The 24,543-nt window shown below is 73.3% G+C and carries 19 protein-coding genes; 13 read left to right on the top strand and 6 right to left on the bottom strand.

Going from position 1 to position 24,543, the window contains the following annotated elements:
- Positions 1 to 10: 10 nt before the first annotated feature.
- The gene (locus tag ACWD1U_RS04390) at positions 11 to 976 is read right to left on the bottom strand and encodes an EamA family transporter (protein ID WP_451104303.1); all 966 of its coding nucleotides are present in this window, start codon (positions 974 to 976) and stop codon (positions 11 to 13) included.
- A gap of 106 nt (positions 977 to 1,082) precedes the next feature.
- Between ACWD1U_RS04390 and ACWD1U_RS04385 the strand changes: the two genes are divergently transcribed.
- On the top strand, positions 1,083 to 1,601 hold the full coding sequence (locus ACWD1U_RS04385; RefSeq protein WP_451104301.1) for a MarR family winged helix-turn-helix transcriptional regulator: 519 nt from the start codon (positions 1,083 to 1,085) through the stop codon (positions 1,599 to 1,601).
- Between the two features lie 66 nt (positions 1,602 to 1,667).
- On the opposite strand, the gene ACWD1U_RS04380 is transcribed toward ACWD1U_RS04385, so the two are convergent.
- Positions 1,668 to 3,110, bottom strand: a complete 1,443-nt coding sequence (locus ACWD1U_RS04380; RefSeq protein ID WP_451104299.1) for an FAD-dependent monooxygenase — start codon at positions 3,108 to 3,110, stop codon at positions 1,668 to 1,670.
- A 143-nt stretch (positions 3,111 to 3,253) separates the two neighbouring features.
- On the opposite strand from ACWD1U_RS04380, the gene ACWD1U_RS04375 reads away from it, so the two are divergent.
- Positions 3,254 to 3,832: a TetR/AcrR family transcriptional regulator gene (locus ACWD1U_RS04375; RefSeq protein WP_451104298.1), complete on the top strand. Its 579-nt coding sequence runs from the start codon at positions 3,254 to 3,256 to the stop codon at positions 3,830 to 3,832.
- 155 nt (positions 3,833 to 3,987) lie between these two features.
- Here ACWD1U_RS04375 and ACWD1U_RS04370 read toward each other — a convergent pair whose 3' ends face one another.
- The 3 genes from ACWD1U_RS04370 to ACWD1U_RS04360 form a co-directional block, all read right to left on the bottom strand.
- A complete protein-coding gene (locus tag ACWD1U_RS04370) occupies positions 3,988 to 4,275 on the bottom strand; it encodes a hypothetical protein (RefSeq protein WP_451104296.1) in 288 nt (95 codons plus the stop codon).
- Between the two features lie 63 nt (positions 4,276 to 4,338).
- Positions 4,339 to 6,420, bottom strand: coding sequence for a 4-alpha-glucanotransferase (malQ, locus tag ACWD1U_RS04365; RefSeq protein ID WP_451104294.1), 2,082 nt, complete (start codon positions 6,418 to 6,420; stop codon positions 4,339 to 4,341).
- Positions 6,421 to 6,678, bottom strand: coding sequence for a hypothetical protein (locus tag ACWD1U_RS04360; protein WP_451104292.1), 258 nt, complete (start codon positions 6,676 to 6,678; stop codon positions 6,421 to 6,423). It abuts the gene before it with no gap.
- 224 nt (positions 6,679 to 6,902) lie between these two features.
- Here ACWD1U_RS04360 and ACWD1U_RS04355 point away from each other — a divergent pair, with 224 nt between their 5' ends.
- The 4 genes from ACWD1U_RS04355 to ACWD1U_RS04340 all read left to right on the top strand — a co-directional run bounded on the left by ACWD1U_RS04355 (position 6,903) and on the right by ACWD1U_RS04340 (position 12,462).
- Positions 6,903 to 9,830, top strand: coding sequence for a beta-N-acetylglucosaminidase domain-containing protein (locus tag ACWD1U_RS04355; protein WP_451104290.1), 2,928 nt, complete (start codon positions 6,903 to 6,905; stop codon positions 9,828 to 9,830).
- Between the two features lie 78 nt (positions 9,831 to 9,908).
- Complete coding sequence (locus tag ACWD1U_RS04350; protein WP_451104288.1) at positions 9,909 to 10,442, top strand: PadR family transcriptional regulator; 534 nt, start codon at positions 9,909 to 9,911, stop codon at positions 10,440 to 10,442.
- Positions 10,439 to 11,125, top strand: a complete 687-nt coding sequence (locus ACWD1U_RS04345; RefSeq protein ID WP_451104286.1) for an ABC transporter ATP-binding protein — start codon at positions 10,439 to 10,441, stop codon at positions 11,123 to 11,125. The genes ACWD1U_RS04350 and ACWD1U_RS04345 overlap by 4 nt, the downstream gene beginning before the upstream one ends.
- Complete coding sequence (locus ACWD1U_RS04340) at positions 11,122 to 12,462, top strand: FtsX-like permease family protein (protein WP_451104284.1); 1,341 nt, start codon at positions 11,122 to 11,124, stop codon at positions 12,460 to 12,462. The genes ACWD1U_RS04345 and ACWD1U_RS04340 overlap by 4 nt, the downstream gene beginning before the upstream one ends.
- 93 nt (positions 12,463 to 12,555) lie before the next feature.
- On the opposite strand, the gene ACWD1U_RS04335 is transcribed toward ACWD1U_RS04340, so the two are convergent.
- On the bottom strand, positions 12,556 to 13,092 hold the full coding sequence (locus tag ACWD1U_RS04335; protein WP_403452625.1) for an HNH endonuclease: 537 nt from the start codon (positions 13,090 to 13,092) through the stop codon (positions 12,556 to 12,558).
- A gap of 313 nt (positions 13,093 to 13,405) precedes the next feature.
- Between ACWD1U_RS04335 and ACWD1U_RS04330 the strand changes: the two genes are divergently transcribed.
- From ACWD1U_RS04330 to ACWD1U_RS04300, 7 genes are all read left to right on the top strand, one after another.
- On the top strand, positions 13,406 to 14,506 hold the full coding sequence (locus ACWD1U_RS04330; RefSeq protein ID WP_451104282.1) for a mechanosensitive ion channel family protein: 1,101 nt from the start codon (positions 13,406 to 13,408) through the stop codon (positions 14,504 to 14,506).
- Positions 14,507 to 15,166: 660 nt separating this feature from the next.
- Positions 15,167 to 16,591, top strand: a complete 1,425-nt coding sequence (locus ACWD1U_RS04325; RefSeq protein WP_451104280.1) for a hypothetical protein — start codon at positions 15,167 to 15,169, stop codon at positions 16,589 to 16,591.
- Between the two features lie 29 nt (positions 16,592 to 16,620).
- A complete protein-coding gene (locus ACWD1U_RS04320; RefSeq protein ID WP_451104279.1) occupies positions 16,621 to 17,655 on the top strand; it encodes a glutamate ABC transporter substrate-binding protein in 1,035 nt (344 codons plus the stop codon).
- A gap of 71 nt (positions 17,656 to 17,726) precedes the next feature.
- Positions 17,727 to 19,061: a hypothetical protein gene (locus ACWD1U_RS04315; RefSeq protein ID WP_451104277.1), complete on the top strand. Its 1,335-nt coding sequence runs from the start codon at positions 17,727 to 17,729 to the stop codon at positions 19,059 to 19,061.
- Between the two features lie 17 nt (positions 19,062 to 19,078).
- The gene (locus ACWD1U_RS04310) at positions 19,079 to 21,655 is read left to right on the top strand and encodes a tetratricopeptide repeat protein (protein ID WP_451104275.1); all 2,577 of its coding nucleotides are present in this window, start codon (positions 19,079 to 19,081) and stop codon (positions 21,653 to 21,655) included.
- A 3-nt stretch (positions 21,656 to 21,658) separates the two neighbouring features.
- A complete protein-coding gene (locus tag ACWD1U_RS04305) occupies positions 21,659 to 23,074 on the top strand; it encodes a PP2C family serine/threonine-protein phosphatase (RefSeq protein ID WP_451104273.1) in 1,416 nt (471 codons plus the stop codon).
- Positions 23,075 to 23,174: 100 nt separating this feature from the next.
- Positions 23,175 to 24,521, top strand: coding sequence for a vWA domain-containing protein (locus tag ACWD1U_RS04300; RefSeq protein WP_451104271.1), 1,347 nt, complete (start codon positions 23,175 to 23,177; stop codon positions 24,519 to 24,521).
- The last annotated feature ends 22 nt before the right edge of the window (positions 24,522 to 24,543 follow it).

Genomic DNA, 24,543 nt, shown 5'->3' with positions numbered 1-24,543 from the left:
GGAGCGGGACCTACCGTCGCGGTGTCACGTCCATCGAATCCCTCGAAGCCTTCCTTTCAGGAAAACCGAGGACTCGCCCGCCAGAGGCCCCCCGGACCGCTTCCGAGCCCGACGGCTTCCGCCCCGGCCCGATCTGACCCGCCACCGTCGCCCCGAACGCCAGCGCCATGCCCGCCAGCTGCACCGGCGTCAGCGCCTGGCCGAGCGCCGCCCAGCCGACGACGGCCGCGGTCAGCGGGGAAAGCGGGCCGAGGAAGGTGACCTGGGTGGCGGTGAGGCGGCCGATGCCGCGGAACCACAGCGAGTACGCGATCGCCGTGTTCGCGACGGCGAGGTAGAGGTAACCGCCGAGCGCCCGGCCGTCCAGCGCCGGCGGCGCGCCCTCGACGAGGACGGCGAGGGGCGCCATGAGCAGGCCGCCCGCGGTCAGCTGCCAGCCGGTGAGGGCCAGCGGGCCGACGCCCTCGGGGCGCCCCCACCGCTTGGTGAGCACCGTGCCGGTGGACATGGACGCGGTGGAGGCGAGGGCCGCCAGCACGCCCAGCGCGTCCAGCGCCCCGGCCGCCTGGAGCACGACCAGGCTGACGCCGAACACGGCCGCGACCCCGGTGAACAGCGTGCGCGGCGACGGCCGCTGCCCCAGCAGCAGGACCGACAGGCCGACCACGAACAGCGGGCCGACCGAGCCGACGACCGCCGCCATGCCGCCGGGCAGCCGGTACGCGGAGAGGAACAGCAGCGGGAAGAAGGCGCCGATGTTCAGCGCGCCGAGCACCGCCGCCTTCCACCACCAGGCACCGCGCGGCAGCACCCGGGCGAGGGCGAGCAGCAGCAGACCGGCCGGCAGGGCACGCATGAGGCCGGTGAACAAGGGGCGGTCGGCCGGGAGGAACTCGGTGGTGACGGCGTAGGTCGTGCCCCAGGAGACGGGTGCGAGGGCGGTGAGAGTGGTGAGAGCCGGACGGGAGGTGGCCATCGGAGGCGCCCTTCGAAGTAGGTCGATGGAAAGTAGCTTAGCTGTAAGCAACTTTCGGTCAAGCTACTTTCTTGCCGACGACTCACAGCCGTCGGATACTCGTGCCATGAGCGAACGCCCCGAACAGCGCAAGGACCCCGTCGACGCGATCATCGACCAGTGGGCGACGGTGCGGCCCGACCTCGACACCGCCGCCATGGAGGTCTTCGGCCGCATCTACCGGCTCTCCCGCGCGATGGGCGAGCGGACGGAGAAGGCGTACGCGCGGTTCGGGATCGGCCGAGGGGAGTTCGACGTCCTGGCGACCCTGCGCCGCGCCGGCGAGCCCTACACGCTCTCGCCCCGGCAGCTCTCCGCCACGCTGATGCTCACGACAGGCGGCATGACGGGCCGTCTCGACAAGCTGGAGCGCGCCGGTCTGCTGCGCCGCTCCCCCGACCCGCACGACCGCCGGGGCCTGAAGGTCACACTCACCGACAAGGGCCTGGAGCTGATCGACGAGGCGGTCGGCGCCGGACTCGCCGTCCAGACGGAGGCGCTGTCCGGCCTCGGCGCCGAGCAGGCCGGACAACTGGCGGAGCTGCTCAGGGAGTTGCTCCGGACGACGGAGAGGCCGCAGGACTGAGGGCCGGCGCCGGCACCCGGGCGCAGGATGAGGGCCGGTGCCGGCATCGGGCGGGCCCGCCAGGTGCTACCCCACGTGGGCGGCGACGGCCGCCTCGATCGTCCGGGCGTCCGCCGCGTCGGCCGCCCACGCCGCGTACCCGTCGGGCCGCACCAGCACGGTCGTACGGCGCTCGCTCGCCCAGCGCTCCACGGCCAGCCGGTCCTCACGCTCGGCCCCGGCCCTGTACGGCTCCGGGGTGATCAGCACGAACCGGCCACCCCGCATCGCCTCGTGGAGGCGACCGCCCCCGGCCAGGGCGACGTCCGGGACGCGGAGGCCGGTGAAGCGGTGGGAGCCGCGGGGGGCGGGGTAGCGATAGCCGATGCCGGTGACCTGGCCGAGCGCCTTGCGGCGGGCCGGGCCGGCGGTGCCGAGGAAGGCCGCGAAGGCGGTGCGCAGGGCGATCGTCCAGGGCCGCCGGGCCATGGCGGCACGCACGATGCCGCCGCTGCTGCGCAGCACCGTCCTGCCGATGGGGTGGCGTTCGGCCTCGTAGGTGTCGAGGAGCGGGTCGGCCGCGTGCCCCTTGAGGACGGCGGCCAGCTTCCAGCTCAGGTTGGCCGCGTCCTGGAGACCGGTGTTCATGCCCTGGGCGCCGGCCGGGGTGTGGACGTGCGCGGCGTCCCCGGCGAGGAAGACGCGGCCGACCCGGTAGGCGGGCGCCTGCCGCTCGTCGCTGTGGAAGCGGGACATCCAGCGGGGGTCGTGCATGCCGAAGTCACGGCCGAGGGCGCGCCGGGTGGTCTCCCTGATCTCGTCGAGTCCGACCGGCGCGTCGCCGGGGAGCTCGCGGCCGCGGTCCCAGCAGACGACGCGGTGATAGCCGTCGCCGAAGGGGACGAGGAAGGCGAAGGCGTCGCCGACGGCGTCGAAGGTGAGCAGCTCTCCGGGTTCCTCGGTCACCCGTACGTCCGCGAGCATGACGGAGCGGATCACCGAACGGCCGGGGAACGGCAGCCCGATGGCGTTCCGCACCGTGCTGCGCATCCCGTCGGCGCCGACGACGTACGCCGCGCGCAGCGCCTCCGTGCCGCCGCCGGGTCCGCGGACCTCGACCGTCACGCCCTGTGCGTCCTGCGTCAGCCCGGTCACCTCGGTCTCGTGCCGGAACTCCGCGCCGGCCTCCAGCGCCCGCCGCTGCAGGACCTTCTCCACCTCGTACTGCGGAAGGACGAGGAGGTGGTTGAAGCGGGACGGAAGCGTGGAGAGGTCGAGGCTGAGGCGGCCGTAGAGGCGGAACCGGCCGAGCCGCCGGCCCACGGCGTCCAGTTCGCCGGCCAACGCTCGGGCGTCGAACTGCTCCAGCGTGCGGGCGTGCAGGACGAACGCGCGGGAGAGGTTGCTGATCCCGCGCGGGCGCTTCTCGACGACGGTGACGGGGACGCCGGCGGTGGCCAGATCACCGGCCAGGAGAAGTCCGGTGGGGCCGGAGCCGACGATGATCACGGTGCGGGCGGTGTCGCTCATCAGAGCCTCCCTGTAGGCCAACGCGTGTTGGTCGACGACCGTTGGTCAACGCCCGTTTGCCAACGGCCGTTGACCAACGATCGTTGACCAAGGTAGAGCCCCACCCCTACGCCGTCAACACTTGTTGGCCTACGCTCGTTGGCATGCACGACAACAAGCCCACCGCCCCCTCCAGGCGCTCCGACGCCACCCGCGCCGCCATCCTCGACGCCGCCCGCGAGCGGTTCGCCGCAGACGGCTACGAGCGCGCCACCATCCGCGGTATCGCGCGGGACGCGGGCATCGACCCGTCCATGGTGATGCGGTACTACGGCAGTAAGGAGGGCCTGTTCGCGGCCGCCGTCGCCGTCGACCTGAAGCTGCCCGACCTGGGCCCGCTGCCCCGGGAGGAGGTCGGGTCCGCCCTTGTGACCCACTTCCTCGCCATGTGGGAGGAGAACGAGGTGCTCACGGCCCTGCTCCGGGTCGGCGCCACCAACCAGGCCGGGGCGGAGCGGATGCAGGGCATCTTCCAGGAGCAGCTGCTTCCGGTCGCCCGCCAGGTGTGCCCCGACCCCGAGCAGGTCCCGGTGCGGGCGGCGCTCACCGCCACGCAGCTGCTCGGGATGGCGCTCACCCGGTACGTCCTGCGCCTCCCGCCGGCCGTGGCGCTCAGCCGCCAGGAGATCGTGGCGTGGCTGGCGCCGACGGTGCAGCGCTACCTGACGGCACCGAATCCCTGACTCCGGCCGATTCCCCGCCGACTTCCGGCTGACTCCCGGCCACCGGGAAAGCCGAGGGCGCCGCCCCGGTCGCCATACGACGGCATGCGCGTACGTACGGCGGGGGGCGGCGCCCTCGGAAAAAAGGTGCGTGACGGACTCGAAGCGAGCCCTGGTCAGGCCTTGGCGTCGGCCTTCGCGTCGGCCTTGGTCCTGATGTTGGAGCTGGTCGGGTCCTTCTTCTTGTGCGACTTGTCGCCGATCATCACCAGAGCGTGGATGACCAGGTACAGCAGGATCGGGGCCACGACGAAGAGGCCCAGCGTCTCGATGACGCTCAGGCCCGGACCGGGGTCGTCACCGTCGTCGCGCGTGAGCGCGGAGGCGGGCGACGACATGAGCAGCATCATCAGCGTCGTACCGGCTGCCAGGGCGCCGGCGCGCAGGGCGTTCTTCTTGTCCACGGTGTCAAAGTATCCAACGCCGAGTGGGGACGCGCGTCCGGGGTGTCGTAAGAGGCCCTGGTGTCATGTGCCGCTGTCTCGCAGCACCTCCATCAGGGCGTGCAGCCGCGGCGAGGCCGCCAGTTCCTCCAGCGTCACCGGACGCCCTTCCGCGTCCGCGATCGGCAGCCGCCAGTTCGGGTACTGGTCCCACGTCCCCGGGAGGTTCTGCGGGCGCCGGTCGCCCACCCCGTCGGGGAGCCAGACGCCCACCATGCGGGCCGGGGTGCGCAGCAGGAAGCGGTGGACGGCCTGGATCTCGGCCTCCTCCGAGGAGGTGTCGGTGCCGCCGGTGCCGTGCAGCAGGCCGAGCTCGGTGAGCAGGGTCAGCCACTCGGCGGTGTCGGCGGCGGCCTCGGCACGCTCCTGCTGAAGCGGGCGGGTCAGCAGGCCCAGGCTGTCGCGGAGTTCGACGTGCTCGCCGGTGAGGCGGGCGGCCGTGGAGGGCAGGTCGTGGGTGGTGGCGGTGGCCAGGCAGTCGGCGCGCCAGCGGTCGGGGGGCAGCGGGCGGCCGTCGCCCTCCCAGTCGCGTTCGAACCACAGCACGGACGTGCCGAGCACCCCGCGCTCGCGCAGCGCCTCACGGACACCGGGTTCGACGGTGCCGAGGTCCTCGCCGATCACCAGCGCCCCTGCCCGGGAGGCCTCCAGGACGAGGACCGCGAGCATGGCCTCGGCGTCGTAGCGGACGTAGGTGCCCTCGGTGGGCGGGTGACCCAGCGGCACCCACCACAGGCGGAACAGGCCCATGACGTGGTCGATGCGGAGGGCTCCGGCGTAGCGGAACAGGGCCCGCAGCAACTCGCGGAACGGGGCGTAGCCCGACTCGGCCAGGCGGTCGGGGCGCCACGGGGGCAGGCCCCAGTCCTGGCCGCGGGCGTTGAAGGCGTCCGGTGGGGCGCCGACCGACATGCCGGCGGCGAAGTACTCCTGCTGGGCCCAGGCGTCGGCGCCGCCGGGGTGGACGCCGACCGCGAGGTCGTGCACGATCCCGACCGGCATCCCGGCCTCGCGCCCGGCGCGCTGCGCGGCGGTCAGCTGGCTGTCGGTGAGCCAGGCGAGCCGGGACCAGAAGTCCACCCGGTCCAGCAGTCCGTTGCGGGCCCGGACGGTCGCGGCCGAGCGCGGGTCGCGCAGGCCGGTCGGCCAGCGGTGCCAGTCGGAGCCGTGCACCTCGGCGAGCGCGCACCAGGTGGCGTGGTCCTCCAGGGCCTGGCCCTGCCCGGCGAGGAAGTCGCAGTAGGCGGCACGCCTGCCGGGGCCGAGGGGGACCTCGCCGAGCAGTTCCAGTGCCTCCCGCTTCAGCTCCCACACGGCGTCCCGGTCGATCAGCGCGCCCTTCTCCAGCACCGCCGCGCGCAGCCGGCCGGACCTCTCCAGCAGCGTGCGCAGGCGCTCGCGGTCCTCGACGTAGGCGGTCTCGGGGATGTCCTCGATCCGCAGGTGCACCGGGTCGGGGAAGCGGCGCGAGGAGGGGCGGTACGGGGAGGGGTCGGTGGGGGCGCCGGGCACGGCCGCGTGCAGCGGATTGACCTGGACGAACCCGGCGCCGAGCGACCGCCCGGCCCAGCCGGCCAGCTCGGCGAGGTCGCCGAGGTCGCCCATGCCCCAGGAGCGGCGGGACAGCAGGGAGTACAGCTGGACGAGGAGCCCGTACGAGCGGCCGGTGGTGGTGGGCAGGCGAGGCGGGGCGACGATCAAGTGGGCGCCGGCCGTGCGGCCGTCGGGGGTGGTGGCGGTGAGCCGGTGGACGCCGGGCGGGAGCTCGTCGGCCGAGGCGCGCACCTCGCCCTGCTCGGTGTCGATGCGCAGCCGGGTCCCCTCGGGGAGCGCGGCCAGCGCGGCTGGGGAGCTGCCGCTCCAGCCGACCACGGTCGGCGGCAGCAGCCGTTCGGCCTGTTCCCGCTCCCGGGCGGCGAGCGCGGCGCGGACGGCGCCGGGTGTGCTCGCGTCCACACCGAGAGCGGTCAGGACGAGGGTGACCGCGGTGGCCGAGGCCGCCACCGTGCGGTCCGGGGACGGGCTGTAAGAGGTGGCGACGCCGTGCAGGGCGGCGAGGCGGGACAGGTCCTCGGAGGGCGGGCCGGCCGGCCGGGGTGCGGTCATCTACGGCCTCGAACAGTCCGGGACGAAGGCCGGGGGCTCGCTGGTCAGGGGGGCGGCTTCGGCGAGCGGCGGCTCACTGGTGAGGGGCTCGGCGTCGGGCAGCGGGGGCTCGCTGGTCAGCGGGGGCTCGGTGCGGGTGCTCTCGGAGCTGAAGACGCAGTACTGAGGGTCGTCGCAGGAGGGGTCGTCGAGGTCGGCGGACGGGTCCGCCACGGGTTTGGACGGGGCCGGGAGCGGGAGGAACGTCATCGCAGCCACGGGTGGCCTCCTTGTCGAGTACGGGATTCGACGGGTCATCGCAGCCCTACCCAGTCGACGCGAAGGCAGACGCCCCGGGCCGGACATCGTGCTTCTGCTCACATTCCACTCCCCTCCACTTCGTCCATGTTCCGGCAAATCGGTGCACTACGGCCACTCTCGTTGACACGTTCACCTGCCGGGTGGTGGGCTCGTTCTGCCGGTCGAACACCTGGAGGGGGCCTGTGGGACTGCGGCGTGGGAAGCGGGCGGCGGCCCTGGCGGTCGCCGTCGTCACCGGAAGCCTCGGCCTCCCGCCCGCCGCGGTGGCTGCCCCGCCGACGCCCGGCACGGCCGCGACACCGGCCCCCGGCATCGCCGACGCGGGCCTCTCCGTCTGGCCGCGCCCGCAGTATGCGCGCGGGAACGGTGCCCCCGTCGCCGTGCCGGACGAGGTCGCCCTGATCACCGACGCGCAGGCCGATCCCTCTGCCGTCGAGGCCCTGCGCGAGCTGCTGCGGCAGGCCGGGGCGCGGCGGATCACGGACGTCGCCGGGCCGGGCGCCCTGGTCGTGCGCGCACAAACCGAGCCCGTGCGCCCGGGCGACCGGCACGCCCTCCCCTCCGGGGGATACGAACTGTCCGTGGGCCAGGGCGGCATCTCCCTCACCGGCACCGGCGAGGACGGCCTGTTCCACGCCGTCCAGACGCTGCGGCAACTGCTGCGGCCCGGGGGGTCCCCCCTGTCCGGGCGCAGCCGAGAACCTGGGGGAGGCAGGATCGCGGCGGCCGTCGTACGCGACTGGCCCGGCACCGCCGTACGCGGAATCACCGAGGGCTTCTACGGCACCGCGTGGACGCACCGGCAACGGCTGGCGCAGCTGGACTTCATGGGGCGCACCAAGCAGAACCGCTACCTGTACGCCCCCGGCGACGACCTCTACCGGCAAGCCCGCTGGCGTGAGCCGTACCCGGCGGAGCAGCGGGCGGAGTTCCGCGAACTGGCCGAGCGGGCGCGCCGCAACCACGTCACGCTCGGCTGGGCGGTGGCCCCGGGCCAGGCGATGTGCTTCTCCTCGGACGCCGACGTGCGGGCGCTGACCCGCAAGATCGACGCGATGTGGGCGCTGGGTTTCCGGGCGTTCCAGCTCCAGTTCCAGGACGTCAGCTACAGCGAGTGGCACTGCGAGGCGGACGCCGAACGGTTCGGCTCCGGCCCCGGGGCGGCGGCGCGGGCCCAGGCGCGGGTGGCGAACGCGGTGACCCGGCACCTCACGGAACGGCACCCCGGCGCGGCCGGTCCTTCCCTCATGCCGACCGAGTACTACGAGGACGGCGCGACCGACTATCGGCGGGCCCTGGCGGACGCGCTGGCCGAGGGGACCGAGGTGGCGTGGACGGGTGTCGGGGTGGTGCCCCGCACCATCACCGGCCGGGAACTGGCCGAGGCACGCGAGGCGTTCGGGCATCCGCTGGTCACGATGGACAACTACCCGGTCAACGACTACGACCCCGGCCGCATCTTCCTCGGCCCCTACCAGGGCCGCGAGCCGGCCGTCGCGACCGGCTCGGCCGCCCTGCTCGCCAACGCGATGCAGCAGCCGGAGGCATCCCGCATCCCGCTGTTCACCGCCGCCGACTACGCCTGGAACCCGCGCGCCTACCGCGCCGGGGACTCCTGGCGCGCCGCGATCGCCGACCTCGCGGGCGGCAACCGGCGGCGCGAGCAGGCCCTGGCCGCGCTCGCCGGGAACGACGCGTCGTCGGTGCTCGGCGACCAGGAGTCGGCGTATCTGCGCCCGCTGACCGAGGCGTACTGGACGTCCCGCACGGCGGGAGACGCCGGGGCGGACGACACCGCCGCCCGACGGCTGCGCGAGGCCTTCACCGTGCTGCGCGAGCTGCCCCGCCGGCTGTCGGGCACCGGCCTCGCCACGGAGGTCGCTCCCTGGTCCGGGCAGCTCTCCCGCTACGGCGAGGCGGGCACGGCCGCTCTGGACATGCTGGACGCGCAGCGCGCCGGTGACGCGGCGGCGGCCTGGAAGGCTTACCGCAGGATCGGCGCCCTGCGGGCCCGGCTGGAGTCGGCGCCGGTCGAGGTCGGCACGGACGTGCTGGACCCCTTCCTTCAGCGGGCGCAGAAGTCCTACGCGGCCTGGTCGGGCATCGACCACGAGCCGCCCCGCAACCCGGGTGACGGCCGGACCCTGCGCTTTCCGCGGTCCCGTGCGCTGACAGCCGTGACCGTCCTGACCGAGCCGGGTACCGACGGCGTCGTCGAGGTGCGCGTGCCGGGGCAGGGCTGGCGTGAGCTGGGCCGGCTGGACGGGTCGGGCGCGACCGAGGTGCGCGTGCCGGGGCGGGAGCGGCCGGGTGCCGACGGGGCGGCCGGGCAGCGGGCCGACGCCGTTCGGGTCACCGGGGCCGCGCCGTCCCGCGTGCGCCATCTCGTCCCCTGGTTCACGGACTCCCCCGCCACCTCCCTGGGCCTGACCCGCGACCGCGCGGACGTGGAGACCGGCAGTACCGAGAGGCTGACGGCCCGGTTGGGCTCACTGCGGCCCGCCGACGCCCGCAGCCGGCTCACCGTCGAGGCGCCCGAGGGGGTTCGGGTCCGGGTGCCGAAGGCCGCGCTGAGCGTTCCGCGCGGCACGACCGTGGAGGTCCCGGTCGAGGTGAGCGTGGAGCGCGGCACGCCGATGCGGTCGTACGACGTCCGGCTGCGCTTCGCGGGCGCGACCCGCACCCTCACCGTCCGCGCCGTCGCACCCACCGGCGGGCCCGATCTGGCCCGCACCGGCACCGCCCGTTCCTCCGGCGACGAGACGCCCGACTTCCCCGCGTCGGCGGCGAACGACGGTGACCCGGGCACCCGCTGGTCGTCCCCGGTGGACGACGGCGCCTGGTGGCAGGTCGAGCTGCCCCGCCCGGTACGGCTCGGGCAGGTCGCGCTGCGCTGGCAGGACGCCCACCCGTCGGCGTACCGCGTCCAGGTCTCGCCCGACGGCCGCCGCTGGCGCACGGCGGCGGCGGTACGGGACGGCCGGGGTGGCCGGGAGAGCGTCCGCATGGACGAGCGGGACGTGCGCTTCGTACGTGTGCAGGGCGAGAAGCGGGCCACGCGGTACGGGTACTCGCTGTGGTCGGTGGAGGCGTACGCCGTCACGGAGTGAACCCCTCGCAGGTTCGGCGGCGGATTCTTCCGGTCGCACTATTCACTCAGTACATGTACTCAGTACATAATGATCGCCATGAGCACCCGCCACATCCTGCTGGGCCTGCTCGCCACGGGTCCGAGCCACGGTTACGACCTGAAGCGACGCCACGACGAACGCTTCCCGCAAGCCCGCCCGCTGGCCTACGGGCAGGTCTACACGACCCTGCAGCGCCTCGTCCGGGACGGTCTCGCCGAGGTCGAGGGCACCGACTCGGACGGCGGCCCGGAACGGACGAGATACCGCGCGACAGACGAGGGGACGCGCGAACTGTCCCGCTGGGCCGGTCAGATCGCCCCGCCCGCGCCCTTCGTGGCGAACGAGATCTTCGCCAAGGTCGTCGTCGCGATCCTCTCGGGCGGTGACCCGTCCGGATATCTGAGCGCCCAGCGCGCCGCCCACATGGAGCGGATGCGGGAGCTCACGGCGGTCAAGGCCGCCAAGGGCGCCGACCTCGCGACCGTGCTCTCGGCGGACTACGCCCTCAACCATCTCGACGCCGATCTCCGCTGGATGAACACCACGGCGGCCCGGCTCACCACCCTGACCGCGGAGGTCGACGCAGCATGAACGAACCCGTGCCTCTTCTCACGGCCGGCGGCCTCACCAAGGCGCACGGCAGGACGCCCGCCCTGCGCGGCGCGTCGGTCGAGCTGCACGCCGGGGAGATCCTCGCCGTGACCGGCGCGAGCGGCAGCGGCAAGTCGACACTGCTGCACTGCCTGGCCGGGATCGTCCGGCCGGACGCGGGCTCGGTGACGTACGACGGCCGGCGGCTGGAGGACCTCCCCGAGAAGCGGCTGAGCGAGCTGCGGCGCACCGAGTTCGGCGTGGTGTTCCAGTTCGGCCAGCTCATCCCGGAGCTGACGGTCCTGGACAACGTCGCCCTGCCCCTGCTCCTGGCCGGCATCGACCGGGCCCGCGCACGGGCGCGGGCCGGTGAGTGGCTGGAGCGCTTCGGCGTGCGCGGACAGGAGGACCTGCGGCCGGGCGAGCTGAGCGGCGGTCAGGCCCAGCGGGCCGCCCTGGCCCGGGCCCTGGTCACCGGCCCGAGGATCGTCTTCGCCGACGAGCCGACAGGGGCACTGGACTCCCTGGCCGGCGAACAGGTCATGACGGCCCTGGTCCACACGGCCCGCGAGTCGGGCACGACGGTCCTGCTGATCACCCACGACGCCCAGGTGGCGGCGTACGCGGACCGCGAGATCCAGCTGCGGGACGGCGCCGTGGCGGAGCTGGGGGTGACCGCGTGAGGTCCCTGCGGTCCGATCTGCGCCTGGCCCGGGAGCTCACCCGCGGTTCCGACCGCGGGGAGTGGTGGCGGGTGTCGCTCACGGCGGTGGGTGCCGCGCTGACGACGGGGTTCGCACTCGCGGCCGTCACCCTGGCCTCGATGCGCGGCAGCTATCGGGTGCCCTTCGCCGCGGGCCTGCTGGACGAGCCCGGCACCCGGTCCGGGGTGGTCATGGGGCTGCTGCTCCTGCTCCTGCCCGTGCTCGGTTTCCTCGGCCAGTGCGCCCGAATCGGGGCGGTGCACCGCGACCGACGGCTGGCCGGGCTGCGGCTGGCCGGGGCGACACCCTGGCAGGTGCGGCGGATCGCCGCGCTGGAGACCGGGCCGGCCTGTCTGCTGGGCTCGGCGGTCACCACCGTCTTCTCGATGCTTCTCCTGCTGCGCCTGTGGGACCGGCCGACCGCCCTGGCCTGGGCCGGTATGGCCCTGGTCGCCCTTGCCGTACCGGTGCTGGGCGCGATGGCGGGGGCACTGGCGCTGCGCCGGGTCGTGGCCTCCCCGCTCGGCTGGGTGCGCCGGGTCGGCCCGCGCGACGGCCGGGGGCCCGGGCTGCTGTTCCTGGCCGGATTCCTCCTCGTCGCGGTCTTGGCGCTGCTGACCGTGGCCACCACGTCGGCCGCTCCGAACCGGCCGGCCGGCGGGCCGCCACTGACGCTGACGGGTGTGATCCTCGCGGTCGGCGCGGGCGCGGTGTGGCTCTCGGGGGCCACCGCGAAGGCGACCGGGCGGATCCTCGCGGTCCGGGCCCGGTCGGCGGCGACGCTGATCGCGGCGGAACGGCTGCGCGACGACCCCTGGGCGGCCGCCCGCTCCCACGCGGCGGTGCTGCTGGTGACGGTCGTCGGGACCGGCTTCATGGGCATCCGGCAGGTCCTGAGCGACGCGGTGCGCGACAGGGGGAACGCGTCCTACTACCTCACCGGCCTCGACCTCACCGGCGCCGCCATCGCCATCGCCTTCGCGATCACCCTGTCCGGTCTCGCCGTCGGCACCGCCGAGTCCCTGGCCACCCGCCGCCGGGGCCTCGCCGCACAGGCCGCCGCCGGGGTGCCGCACGCGGTGCTCGGCCGGGCCCTGCTGCTGGAGACCGCGCTGCCGCTGGCACCCGCGGTGCTGCTCGCGGGCCTGGGCGGGACGGCCATCGGCATGTGGTACGCCCTGCTCGACGATCACCCGGTCCCCTGGGCGATCGTCCTGGTCCCCGTCGCCGTCTACGCAGCCTGCCTGCTGGCCGCGGCCACCGCGCTACCCCTGCTGCGCCGATCGGTGCGCCCCGGGGAGCTGCGGTACGCGTAAGCGGGCTCCTCATGACGGGCCGGCCCGGGGGAACGGGGGTTCACCGGGCCGGTCGGCCGGCCGCGGGCACCCACACGAAGGCCCGGATCATCGTCAGGCGGAAATGCCGTCGATCCGGGCCAAGGCGTCGTCCGCGCCGAACGGCTGCAAGTAGGGCAGCCAGCGCGGGTCCCGATGGCCGGTCCCGATGATGCGCCAGGCCAGGCCGGTCGGCGGGGCGGGTTTGTGGCGCAGCCGCCAGCCGATCTCGACGAGATGGCGGTCGGCCTTGACGTGGTTGCAGCGACGGCAGGACGCGACGACGTTGTCCCAGACATGCTTGCCCCCGCGGCTGCGCGGGATGACGTGGTCGACGCTGGTTGCGACGCCACCGCAGTACATGCACCGGCCCCCGTCGCGGGCGAACAGCGCCCGGCGGGTCAGAGGAACGGGCCCCCGATAGGGAACCCGGACGAAACGCTTGAGCCGGACCACGCTGGGTGCGGGGACTGTGACGGTCGCGCTGTGCAGATAGGCGCCGGACTCCTCGAGGCAGACGGCCTTGTTCTCGAGGACGAGGACGAGCGCGCGGCGGAGCGGTACGACGCCTAGCGGCTCGTACGACGCGTTGAGGACCAGGACATGCGGCACGGATGCCTCCTTGGACGCCGGCGGCGCGTGGCTCGCGCCGGGACGATTCGTAGCCAGTTTCCCCTCATGCCTGGTGGAAGCGCCACCATGTCCTCGTAACGGGCTGGGAGTGTTTTCGACCACATCTGATTCATCCCCCGGCCCACGGCCCGTTCAAGCCCAGGTGAGCACGGTCTCTCCTTCGCACATTCTTCGGAAGCACACACAATGCCCCGTTAGTGTGGTGGTTCTGCCCCTTCGGTGACCCAGTCGTGACCTTGACCCCCCGGAACCGCCGCACCGGGGCAGACCGCTGCACCTGGAGGTACCTGCCGTGTCCCTGTCCGCCGTCCTGCTGGCCGCCGGCCCGTCCCCGTCACCGGTCCCCTCGGAGACGGAGACCCCTAGAGTGCCCTCGCTCCAGGACGCCCAGGAGAGCGCGACGAACGCCGCCGGCTGGGTCGAGCAGAACTGGTCGACGTGGCTCGCGATCGGTCTCCAGGTCCTGCTGGTCCTGGTGATAGCGGCGGTGCTGAGAGTCGCGGTACGGCGGGCGATCACCAAGCTGATCGACCGGATGAGCCGCACCGCGCAGACCTCGGAGGGCACTGCCCTGGGCGGCCTGCTGGTCAATGTCGAGCGCCGTCGCCAGCGCTCGCAGGCGATCGGCTCGGTGCTGCGCTCGGTGGCCAGCTTCCTGATCATGGGCACCGCGGCCCTGATGATCCTCTCCGCCTTCAACATCAACCTGGCCCCGCTGCTGGCGTCCGCCGGTGTCGCGGGCGTGGCGATCGGCTTCGGCGCCCGCAACCTGGTCACGGACTTCCTCTCGGGTGTCTTCATGATCCTTGAGGACCAGTACGGCGTCGGCGACACGATCGACGCGGGCGTCGCCTCCGGCGAGGTCATCGAGGTGGGCCTGCGCGTGACCAAGCTGCGCGGCGACGGCGGCGAGATCTGGTACGTCCGCAACGGCGAGGTCAAGCGCATCGGCAACCTCTCGCAGGGCTGGGCGACGGCCAATGTCGACGTCACGGTCCACGCCGGTGAGGACCTGGACAAGGTCAAGTCCGCCTTGGACGAGGTCGCCACGAAGATGGGCGCCGAGGATCCCTGGAACGAGCTGCTGTGGGGCCCGATCGAGGTCCTCGGGCTGGACAGCGTCCTGCTGGACTCCATGGTCGTGCGCGTCTCCGCCAAGACCATGCCCGGCAAGTCCCTGACCGTGGAGCGCGAGCTGCGCTGGCGCATCAAGCGGGCCTTCGACGCGGCGGACATCCAGATCGTCGGCGGCGCCACCGCCCCGGTCGAGGAGACGCCCGCCGACCCGACGGCCGGGATGGCGGCTCCGTCGGTCTACGCGAACGCCACGTCCCCGCAGTCCGCGGCGGCTTCCCCACTCGCTCCGCCCGCTCCCACGAGCACCACGAAGTAGCGGTCAGGCCGCTACGGCGAGGGCGGCCCCCGGCAGGTCCGGGTGCCGCCCTTTCGCATGCCCGGGCGCCGCCTCTCCCACGGCCGGGTACCGCCTTCTCCCATGCCCGGGTGCCGCCCTCTCGCCCGCCCGGCTGGCACCTTCTCGCACGGCCGGGCGTCGCCCTCTCGCACGGCCGGGGCGTCGCCCTCTCGCCCGCCCGGGTGCCGCAGACCGTCCCCTCTTGACGCCCCGCGCGGCGCCGGGCCTGCCTTCCCCCCGCCAATAGGGAACTTTCCCGACAGCGATGCAAGCTCACCGGCCTTGTCCCAGGGGTTGGCGCGTCAACGCGAGTGAGTCGGTGTCCGACCCCAGCGCGCCGTTCCGAGGACGGACACCCCGGGCGCGGCCCCGACCCACCACCCGGCGTCAGGCGCAAGCCCGCACCCCAACGGAACCAGGCAGGGCCGCCGCAGCATCCCCCACCCCACGGGAACCGAACCCCCTCCCCGCTCGTGTACCTGGGCAGGGGTGGTGCTCCACGCCGCGATCCGATCAAGATCCAGGCAAGGCCGGTGCGAATGTCGGTCCCGGCAGCGATACTTGCGGCGATGGATGACCATGGGGGAGGTCACAGTGACACACACGCCGAAGAGCAGCACACCACCACCGGGCCCCAGCATGCCCATCCTGCCGGCCGTACCCGCACAGCCGGCCCCACCGGCCCGGCCCTCCGGCGGCAGCCCCACAACACCCCCACCCCCGCCCGCGCACCAGTCTCCGACCCCCCGCCGCCGCACCGCCTTCGCCGAGGGCCTGGACCGCCTCCGCACCGCCGCCACGACAGAACCCGGCCGCCTCCGCATCATCGGCGCCCTCGTCGCCGCCCTCGTCGTCGCCTTCGGCGCCGTCAGCGCCTGGCAGATGACCGACCGCGCGGCCGCCGCCGACGACGTCCTCACCAGCAGCCAGCCCCTCAGCTCGGACGCGGCCGACATCTACCGCTCCCTGGCGGACGCCAACACCGCCGCGTCCAGCGGCTTCCTCGCCGGCGGCCAGGAATCGGCGGCGTCCCGGGACCGCTACGAGAAGGACATCCGCACGGCCGCGGGGAAACTCGTCAACGCCGCCGCCAACTCGGACCCGGACTCCCCGTCCGCGGCGACCATCGCCAAGCTCAACAGACTCCTCCCCGAGTACAAGGGCCTGGTGGAGCGCGCCCGCACGTACAACCGCCAGGGCTTCCCCGTCGGCGGCGCCTACCTCCGCTACGCCAACGAGAAGATGCAGCAGCAGATGCTCCCGGCCGCGGAGGACCTGTACAAGAAGGAGAACCAGCGCCTGAAGGCGGACTACGGGGACGCCACCCCCTACCCCTGGGCGGCGATCGTCCTCGGCGTCATCGCCCTCGCCGCCCTCGCCTGGGCCCAGCACCGCAACTACCGGCAAACGAACAGGGTCCTGAACCACGGCCTGGTCGCAGCCACGGCGACGGCGACCGTCGTCCTGCTCTGGCTGATCGTCGGTCAGAGCGTCGCCCGCGCGGGCCTGAACGACTCCTTCGACCACGGCGTCCGCTCCCTGAACGTCCTGCACGACGCCCGCATCGCCTCCCTCAGGGCACGCGGCAACGAGAACCTCACCCTGGTGGCCCGCGGCGCGGAGACGAAGAAGGTCGGCGACAGGACGTACGACGCCTACGACCACGACTTCGGCACGGACATCAAGGCGCTCGGCAGGCACCTGGCGGAGGCCGAGAAGCTCGCCGACGACGCCTCGGGCGAGAAACCCGTCACCACCGCCGTGGGCAACATGGCGGAGTGGAAGAAACGCCACACCGCGGCCCGCCAGCAGGACGAGAAGGGCAACTACCAGCAGGCACTGGACATGGTCATCGGCGCCAAGGGCGCGACCGGCGAGTGCTTCGACAGCGTCGACGAGAACCTGCGCACGGCACTCGCGCACGAGGAGACGGAGTTCAGGCGCGCGGCCGGCGACGGCCGTGACGCACTGACGGGCCTGCCGGCAGGCGCGGCGGTACTGGCGGTCCTGGGCGCCGCGGGCGCGGTCCTGGGCATCGGCCGCAGGCTCTCGGAGTACCGATGAACGGGCCACGGACGAGAGGAGGCACGACGATGCGAAGCGCTCTCAAGGGCTGGGGCGGAGTGACCGCGATGGCAGTCGCCTGCGCCCTGGTGGCGATCATCGCCCTCTGCCTCCCCAGGACGCCCGTCACCACGAACGCCGCAGGAACAGAAGCCACACGGACCACGAGCACCAGCACCGTCGCCCGGACCGAAGCGGAAGAGGACTGCGAGTCCCCGGAAAAGCAAACCCTCTCCCCCTCCTCGGCCGACGGCGACACCATCCAGGCGATCAAGAACCGCAAGGACGAGAAGCGCAAACTGATCGTCGGCATCGACCAGAACAGCTACCGCTGGGGTTACCGCGACCCCAACAGCGGCAAGGCCGGGGAGCTGGAGGGCTTCGACATCGACCTGGTCCACCGTATCGCCGAGGAGATACTCGGCGACCCGGAGGCGGTCCAGTTCAAGGCGATCCCGACCGACCAGCGCATCCCGGCGATCCAGGACGGCCGCGTGGACATGGTCGTCCGCACGATGACGATCAACTGCGAACGCATCAAGGACGTCGCCTTCTCCGCACCGTACTTCAAGACGGGCCAGCAGGTCCTGGCCCCCAAGTCGTCACCCGTCAAGGGCTACGACGACACGCTCGCGGACCGCAGGATCTGCACGGCGGCGGGCTCCACGGCGTACGCGGAGCTGAAGGCGGACAAGGAGGACGGCCGACTCCCCGGCACCACCGACATCTCCACGACGGTCCCGAACCAACTCGACTGCCTGGTTCGGCTCCAGCTCGGCGAGGTCGACGCGGTGGTCACCGACGGCGCGCTCGCGGCGAGCCAGGCGGCACAGGATCCGACGGTCCAGCTCAAGGGTGACGCCTTCACTGCCGAGTACTACGGCGTGGCGATGAAGAAGGACGCGGACGATCTGGTACGCCGGGTCAACCACATCCTGGTGGACTACCGCAAGGACACCGCGAGCGGCTGGCAGGCGTCGTACCAGAAATGGCTGTCGGCAACACTGGGCAAGGATGCGAAGAAGTCGGAACCCCCGGCCCCGGAGTACCTCCGCACAACCTGACACCTGCTGAACCGAGAACCCGAATACCCGAACACCCGAACAGAACACTCAACCGCAGCGAGAGGTGATCGATGGGCGTCACGGGATCCACCGGGCCGGTGATGGACCGGGACGAGGTGGACCGTGCGCTGGCGCGGCTCGGCGCGGAGCACGAGGCGATCGAGACCTCGCTCCTCGCCCTGCAGGACCACGCGGGCCGCAGACTCCTGGAGGGCGCCGAGCTCACCGGTGTCACCCAGGAGCGCTGGACGTCCACGGAGGCGTCGGTCACGCTGCTGTGGACGTACTTCGACGCGTACACGGACGCGTTGCGGTCCGCACGCGAGATCCGCTCCCGCCGCCGCTGGTCCAGCCGTGAGGACCTGGTGGAGCTGACAGAACTCCTCAACGGCGAGTCGGTGACGGTCGCGGGCAGCGCGGCGGCGACGGCCACCGCCCCCACCCTGCACGGCGGCGGGACCAGGCTCAGCGAGCGCTATTCGCTCGCCACCCTCGTCGACCGGATGAACGAGCTCTACGCGACGAGCCTGGACATGGTCGTCGCCGCGGACGCGGTCTGGTCGGCGCTGCCGGCCCGGATCGACCTTCTGGCGGCCGAACTCCAGCGCACCCGCCGGCTCGCGCACTCGGTCGGCGTGCGCCCCGGCGAGCATCCGGCGGGCGACGACCTGGAGCGCATCACACGCACACTGACGAAGCTGCGCGAGCAGGTGGTCTCGGACCCGCTGGCGTTCTGGGTGGCCGCGCAGGGCAGTTCGGCGCCGGGGGGCGGCCGGCCGGACACGACGGTGTACGACCGTGAGGCCCGCGCCCTGGAGGACGTACGGCGCGAGATCGACGCGGTGCTGACGGTACGCCAGGACGCGGAGCAGCGGATCGTGAAGCTGCGGGACATCCTCAGCCGCGCCGACCGCACGCTCGCCGAGGCGCGCACCGCCCGGGGCGAGGTGCTGGCGAAGATCGCGGCGACGGAGGTGCCCGTCGTCAGCGGGCCGCCGACCGCCTTGCAGGAGCAGTTGGCGGCGGCCGCGGAGTACCGCAGGCAGGCGCAGTGGCACCGGCTGTCCCCGCTGCTGGAGTCGCTGGAGCAGAAGGCGGAGGACGAACTGCTGCGCGCCCGCGAGTCATTGACTGCGGTGACCGCGCCGCTGGCGGTCCGAGCCGAGTTGCGCGGCCGTCTCGACGCGTACAAGGCGAAGGTCGCCCGGCACGGCTTCGCCGAGGACACGCTGCTGGTGGAGCGGTACGAGAAGGCGCGCCGCATGCTGTGGAGCGCCCCGTGCGACCTGCGCGCCGCCGAGCAGGCGGTGCTGCGCTACCAGCAGGCGGCCGCGGAGCTGCTCGGCGGCCCGCGGGTGCCGGACCAGGGCGTGCCCGAGAACGACCGGAGGGGGCCGGGCGCATGAGCGACAAGGGGGAGTCCATGAGTCAGGCACCGCACGAACCACCCGGCTCGCCTCCACGCACCTGCCAGCGCCCCGGCTGCGGCGGCACCTACGAGGACGTGGGCGGCGGCGAGCTGTACTGCGGCACCTGCGGCCTCGCCCCGGTCGTCGCGCCGGACGGCATGGTCGGTTCACCCCCCACCGGCATCACCGCCGGCGGCCGGGGCGGCTCCCGCGGGTCCGCGGGCAGCGACAGTTCCCGCGCCGGCACCCGCAGTTCGCGTACGTCGTCGCAGTCGTCGAAGTCGCGCCGCTCGGTGTCGGGGCGCCTGTCGCGCTCCCTGTCGGGCAAGCCGACGGGCCGCTCGGTGTCGGTGCGCAGCTCCGGTTCCGCCGCCGGTTCCTCGTCCCGGGGGCGGCTGGGCGCGGGGCTGGTCCAGGTGCCGCCGATCCCGCGGCCCGACCCGCGCGCGATGGTCCTGGACAACCCCGAGGTGCCCGAGCGGAAGCGGTTCTGCTCGCGCTCGGACTGCGGCGCCCCGGTGGGCCGGGCGCGCGGCGACCGGCCGGGCCGTACGGAGGGCTTCTGCACCAAGTGCGGGCACCCGTACTCGTTCGTGCCGAAGCTGAAGGCCGGGGACGTGGTGCACGGCCAGTACGAGGTGGTGGGCTGCCTCGCGCACGGCGGGCTGGGCTGGGTCTACCTCGCCGTCGACCGGGCGGTCTCGGACCGCTGGGTGGTCCTCAAGGGCCTGCTGGACACGGGCGACCAGGACGCCATGGCGGCGGCGATCTCCGAGCGGCGCTTCCTCGCGGAGATCGAGCACGCCAACATCGTGCGGATCTACAACTTCGTGGAGCACCTGGACCAGCGCACGGGCTCCCTCGACGGCTACATCGTCATGGAGTACGTCGGCGGCAAGTCGCTGAAGGAGATCGCCAACGCCCGCCGCACACCGCAGGGCAGGCGCGACCCGCTGCCGGTGGAACAGGCCTGCGCGTACGGCATCGAGGCGCTGGAGGCACTCGGCCACCTGCACAGCCGCAACCTCCTGTACTGCGACTTCAAGGTCGACAACGCGATCCAGACCGAGGACCAGCTGAAGCTGATCGACATGGGCGCGGTGCGCAGGATGGACGACGAGGAGTCGGCCATCTACGGCACGGTCGGCTACCAGGCGCCCGAGGTCGCCGAGGCCGGCCCGTCCGTGGCGAGCGACCTCTACACGGTCGCCCGCACCCTCGCCGTCCTGACGTTCGACTTCCAGGGCTACACGAACGTCTTCGTCGACTCCCTCCCCGACCCGGACCACATCGAGGTCTTCCGGCAGTACGAGTCGTTCTACCGCCTCCTGGTCCGCGCCACCGACCCCGACCCGGCCCGCCGCTTCGCCTCCGCCCAGGAGATGACCGAGCAGCTGACGGGCGTCCTGCGCGAGGTCGTCTCCCTCCAGACGGGCCGGGCCCGCCCGGCCCTGTCCACCCTGTTCGGCCCGGAACTGCGGGTGACGGACACGGAGTTGTTCCCGAAGCTCGACGGGGAAGTGTCCCGGCTGGGTGCCCGGGGGGTACGAACCGGGCGCCGCCCCGCCGCCGCACTCCCCGGCCCCGGCACACCGCCGACCGCGCTGCCCGCCGCAGGCGGACACGGCCCCGGCGGCACGCCCGGCCTCGTCAAACCGGTGGCCGCCCTCACCGCCGCCCTGGCCCTCCCGGTCCCCCGGGTCGACCCGACCGACCCCAACGCCGGTTTCCTCGCGGGCCTGATGACCTCCGCCCCGGCCGAGTTGCTCGGCGCCCTGGCGGCCGCCCCGGCCGGGTCGACCGAGACGCGGCTGCGGCAGATCCGGGCCCGGCTGGAGACCGGTGACCGCGGCGCGGCGCTGGAGGCGCTGGTCGCGCTGGAGGGTGAGCGGCCCGACGACTGGCGGGTGGTCTGGTACCGGGGTGTGACCGCGCTGGTGACGGGCGACGACGAGGGCGCCGCGCTGGCCTTCGACGCGATCTACGACGCCTTCCCCGGCGAGATCGCACCCAAGCTGGCGCTGGGCCTGTGCGCGGAGCTGCTGGGCCAGCTCGACAACGCCGCCGAGTACTACCGGCTGGTGTGGTCGACCGACCCGAGCCATGTGAGTGCCGCGTTCGGCCTGGCCCGCGTCCAGCTGGCGACCGGGGACCGGCGCGGCGCCGTACGGACGCTGGAGTCGGTGCCGGAGTCGTCCATCCACTACACGGCGGCGCGCGTGGCGGCGGTACGGGCGCGGCTGCGGCAGCGCACGGCGACCGCCTCGGACGTGCCGTTCCTGGAGGATCTGACGGCCGCCGCGGCGCAGGTCGAGGCGCTGGAGGCGTACGGTCTGGATCCGGCGCGCCGTGAGCAGTTGTCGGCCGAAGTCCTCGGTTGTGCCCTGGACTGGGTACTCTCCGGGGGCCAGGGTTCCGACCCTCCCGCCGCCGGGGGACGGACGCTGCTCGGCAGCGGCCTGGACGAGCGGGGCCTGCGGTTCGGTCTCGAACGCTCGTACCGCACGCTGGCCCGGCTGGCGCGTGGCGGCGAGGAGAGGATCGACCTGGTGGAACGTGCCAATCGTTACCGCCCCCGGACGTGGGTGTAGTTGATGTCGCAGATGCCCCAGTTGTCCGCCTGCCCGAGTTGCGAGGAACCCCTCGAATCGGGTGACCGTTTCTGCGGCGCGTGCGGATACGACCTGTCCGCCGTGCCGGCACGGCCTCAGGACAACCCGACCATCACCATGAACGGCTCGGTGCCCGTCCAGGGCGCTCCGGCCGGTGCGTATCCCGCGCCCCCGCCGGCGCCACCCGCCGGCGCGGCCTGGCCGACCGCCGGGCCGGACGGCGCGGGCGCCCCGGACGCGGTGCACCTGCCGACGGATCTCCAGGGCACGGACTCGGGCGGCTCCCCCTTGCCGCCGGACACACCCCCGCCTCCGAGCGCCCCGCCGGCTTCGGCCGCGGGCGTACGGTTCGACCGGCCGCCGCAGCCCGACGGGTCTGCCGCGTCGCCGGAGATCTACCGGACACAGCCCGACGAGTACCTCCTCCAGGCGCCGGACCCCCGGGTGTCCGCCGAACCGGCGGCCCGGGCCGCGGGCGCCGGCGGCAAGGTCTGCGTGGCCTGCCGGGCCGGCCGCGTGGACGACGACGGCTATTGCGAGAACTGCGGCCACGCCCAGCCGCGCGAACGGGACCACATGGAGCAGCAGTCCGGCCCGGTGGCCGCGGTCAGCGACCGCGGACTGCGCCATCACCGCAACGAGGACGCGTTCGCCATCGGCAGCACGGCGCTGCCCGACGGCTCGCCCGCCTCCGTGGCGATCGTCTGCGACGGCGTCTCCTCGGCGACCCGCCCCGACGACGCCTCCGCGGCCGCGTCGAAGGCCGCGAGCGAGACCCTGCTGGCGGCGCTGCCGCGCGGCACGCACCCGCAGCAGGCGATGCACGACGCGATCATCGCCGCCTCCCGCGCCGTCAACTCGCTCGCCGGGGAACCCGCGACGGCCCGCGAGCACGCACCGCACCAGAACGCCCCGGCGTGCACCATCGTCGGAGCCGTGGTGACGTCGGGTCTGCTGATCGTCGGCTGGGTCGGCGACAGCCGCGCCTACTGGGTCCCGGTCGACCGCGGCGCGCCCCCGGCCCGGCTCACCGAGGACGACTCGTGGGCCGCGCAGATGGTCGCCGCGGGCCTGATGAACGAGGCCGAGGCGTACGCCGACGAGCGCGCCCACGCGATCACCGGCTGGCTCGGCGCGGACGCCTACGAACTGGAGCCGCACACCGCCGCGTTCAAGCCGGACCGGCCGGGCGTGGTGGTGGTCTGCACGGACGGCCTGTGGAACTACGCGGAGGCGGCCGAGGAGATGGCCCGGGTCGTCCCGCTCGAGGCCGCCGCGCACCCGCTGCACAGCGCCCGGGTGCTCGTCGGCCACGCCCTGGACGGCGGGGGCCACGACAACGTAACAGTGGCGCTCGTGCCGTTCCCGGCGGTGCCCCAGGGGGCAGGATCGGCCTGAGGCCGCGTTACGGGGATGCCTCGGCGGACCGGAGGGGACCGGTCCGCCTACCGTCATCACCCCGCTCCGGTGGGGGCTTTCGAGGGGGATCGAAGCAGGCATGGCCAATTTCTCGAAGTCGAACGTGCCCCAGTTCTCGGTGGACGTGTACCAGAACGAGTACCTGCCGGAGGGCGCCGGCGAGGTCAACGCCATCGTCACGGTGACGGCGACCGGCGGCGGCACGATCGGCAGCGCGGTCTCGGCGCCCCACCTCTTCTCGCCCGGCCAGGGCCCGTCCGCGGCCGTGGCGATCATGGTCGACTGCTCGGGGTCGATGGACTACCCGCCGACCAAGATGCGCAACGCCCGCGACGCCACCGCCGCGGCGATCGACACCCTGCGCGACGGCGTGCACTTCGCGGTGGTCGGCGGTACGCACGTGGCGAAGGAGGTCTACCCGGGCGGCGGGCGCGTCGCGGTCGCCGACGCCACCACCCGTGAGCAGGCCAAGCGGGCGCTGCGCTCGCTCGACGCCGGCGGCGGCACCGCCATCGGCACCTGGCTGAGACTGGCCGACCGCCTGCTCTCCTCCGCGGACGTCGCCATCCGGCACGGCATCCTGCTCACCGACGGCCGCAACGAGCACGAGTCGCCCCAGGACCTGAAGGCGGCACTCGACGCGTGCGCCGGGCGCTTCACCTGTGACGCGCGCGGCGTGGGCACCGACTGGGAAGTGAAAGAAGTCACAGGGGTCGCCTCCGCCCTGCTCGGCACGGCCGACATCGTCGCCGACCCGGCCGGGCTCGCCGCCGACTTCACGCGGATGATGGAGACGGCGATGGGTAAGGAGGTCGCGGACGTCTCCCTGCGGCTGTGGACCCCGGTCGGCACGACGGTGAAGTTCCTCAAGCAGGTCGCGCCCACGGTCGAGGAACTGACCGACCGGCGCACCGAGGCGGGGCCCCGGGCGGGCGACTACCCCCTGGGTTCCTGGGGAGACGAGTCCCGTGACTACCACGTCTGCGTGGAAGTCCCGGCCGCGCACATCGGCCAGGAGATGCTGGCGGCCCGTATCTCGCTGGTCATTCCGCAGCAGGACGGCAGCGTCCGGAACCTCGGTGCGCAGGGCCTGGTGCGGGCCGTGTGGACGGACGACATGGTCGCCTCGACGTCGATCAACCCTCAGGTCGCCCACTACACCGGGCAGGCCGAACTGGCGCAAGTCATCCAACAGGGGCTGGATCTCCGTAAGTCGGGAGATATGGACGGAGCAACGGCCAAACTGGGCCGGGCCGTTCAGCTCGCGAGTGCCTCCGGCAACGCCGATACTGCGAAACTGCTTGCGAAGGTGGTGGACGTGGTCGACGCCGCGACCGGTACTGTGCGACTGAAGGCGAAGGTCGCGGAGGCGGACGAGATGACGCTCGAAACCCGGTCCACCAAGACTGTTCGCGTCAAGAAGTGACCTGGAAGAGATCGAAGGAGGG

Source organism: Streptomyces sp. NPDC002788 (assembly GCF_053592115.1).
This window is presented reverse-complemented; position numbering and strand designations above follow the sequence as displayed.

Bases quoted from the DNA above. Each gene is read 5' to 3' on its own strand.
- ACWD1U_RS04325 (WP_451104280.1), top strand. From the start codon at position 15,167: ATGCCCATCCTGCCGGCCGTACCCGCACAGCCGGCCCCACCGGCCCGG.
- ACWD1U_RS04320 (WP_451104279.1), top strand. From the start codon at position 16,621: ATGCGAAGCGCTCTCAAGGGCTGGGGCGGAGTGACCGCGATGGCAGTC.
- ACWD1U_RS04350 (WP_451104288.1), top strand. From the start codon at position 9,909: ATGAGCACCCGCCACATCCTGCTGGGCCTGCTCGCCACGGGTCCGAGC.
- ACWD1U_RS04310 (WP_451104275.1), top strand. From the start codon at position 19,079: ATGAGTCAGGCACCGCACGAACCACCCGGCTCGCCTCCACGCACCTGC.
- ACWD1U_RS04300 (WP_451104271.1), top strand. From the start codon at position 23,175: ATGGCCAATTTCTCGAAGTCGAACGTGCCCCAGTTCTCGGTGGACGTG.
- malQ (WP_451104294.1), bottom strand. From the start codon at position 6,420: ATGACCGCACCCCGGCCGGCCGGCCCGCCCTCCGAGGACCTGTCCCGC.
- ACWD1U_RS04315 (WP_451104277.1), top strand. From the start codon at position 17,727: ATGGGCGTCACGGGATCCACCGGGCCGGTGATGGACCGGGACGAGGTG.
- ACWD1U_RS04345 (WP_451104286.1), top strand. From the start codon at position 10,439: ATGAACGAACCCGTGCCTCTTCTCACGGCCGGCGGCCTCACCAAGGCG.
- ACWD1U_RS04385 (WP_451104301.1), top strand. From the start codon at position 1,083: ATGAGCGAACGCCCCGAACAGCGCAAGGACCCCGTCGACGCGATCATC.
- ACWD1U_RS04305 (WP_451104273.1), top strand. From the start codon at position 21,659: ATGTCGCAGATGCCCCAGTTGTCCGCCTGCCCGAGTTGCGAGGAACCC.
- ACWD1U_RS04375 (WP_451104298.1), top strand. From the start codon at position 3,254: ATGCACGACAACAAGCCCACCGCCCCCTCCAGGCGCTCCGACGCCACC.
- ACWD1U_RS04390 (WP_451104303.1), bottom strand. From the start codon at position 976: ATGGCCACCTCCCGTCCGGCTCTCACCACTCTCACCGCCCTCGCACCC.
- ACWD1U_RS04380 (WP_451104299.1), bottom strand. From the start codon at position 3,110: ATGAGCGACACCGCCCGCACCGTGATCATCGTCGGCTCCGGCCCCACC.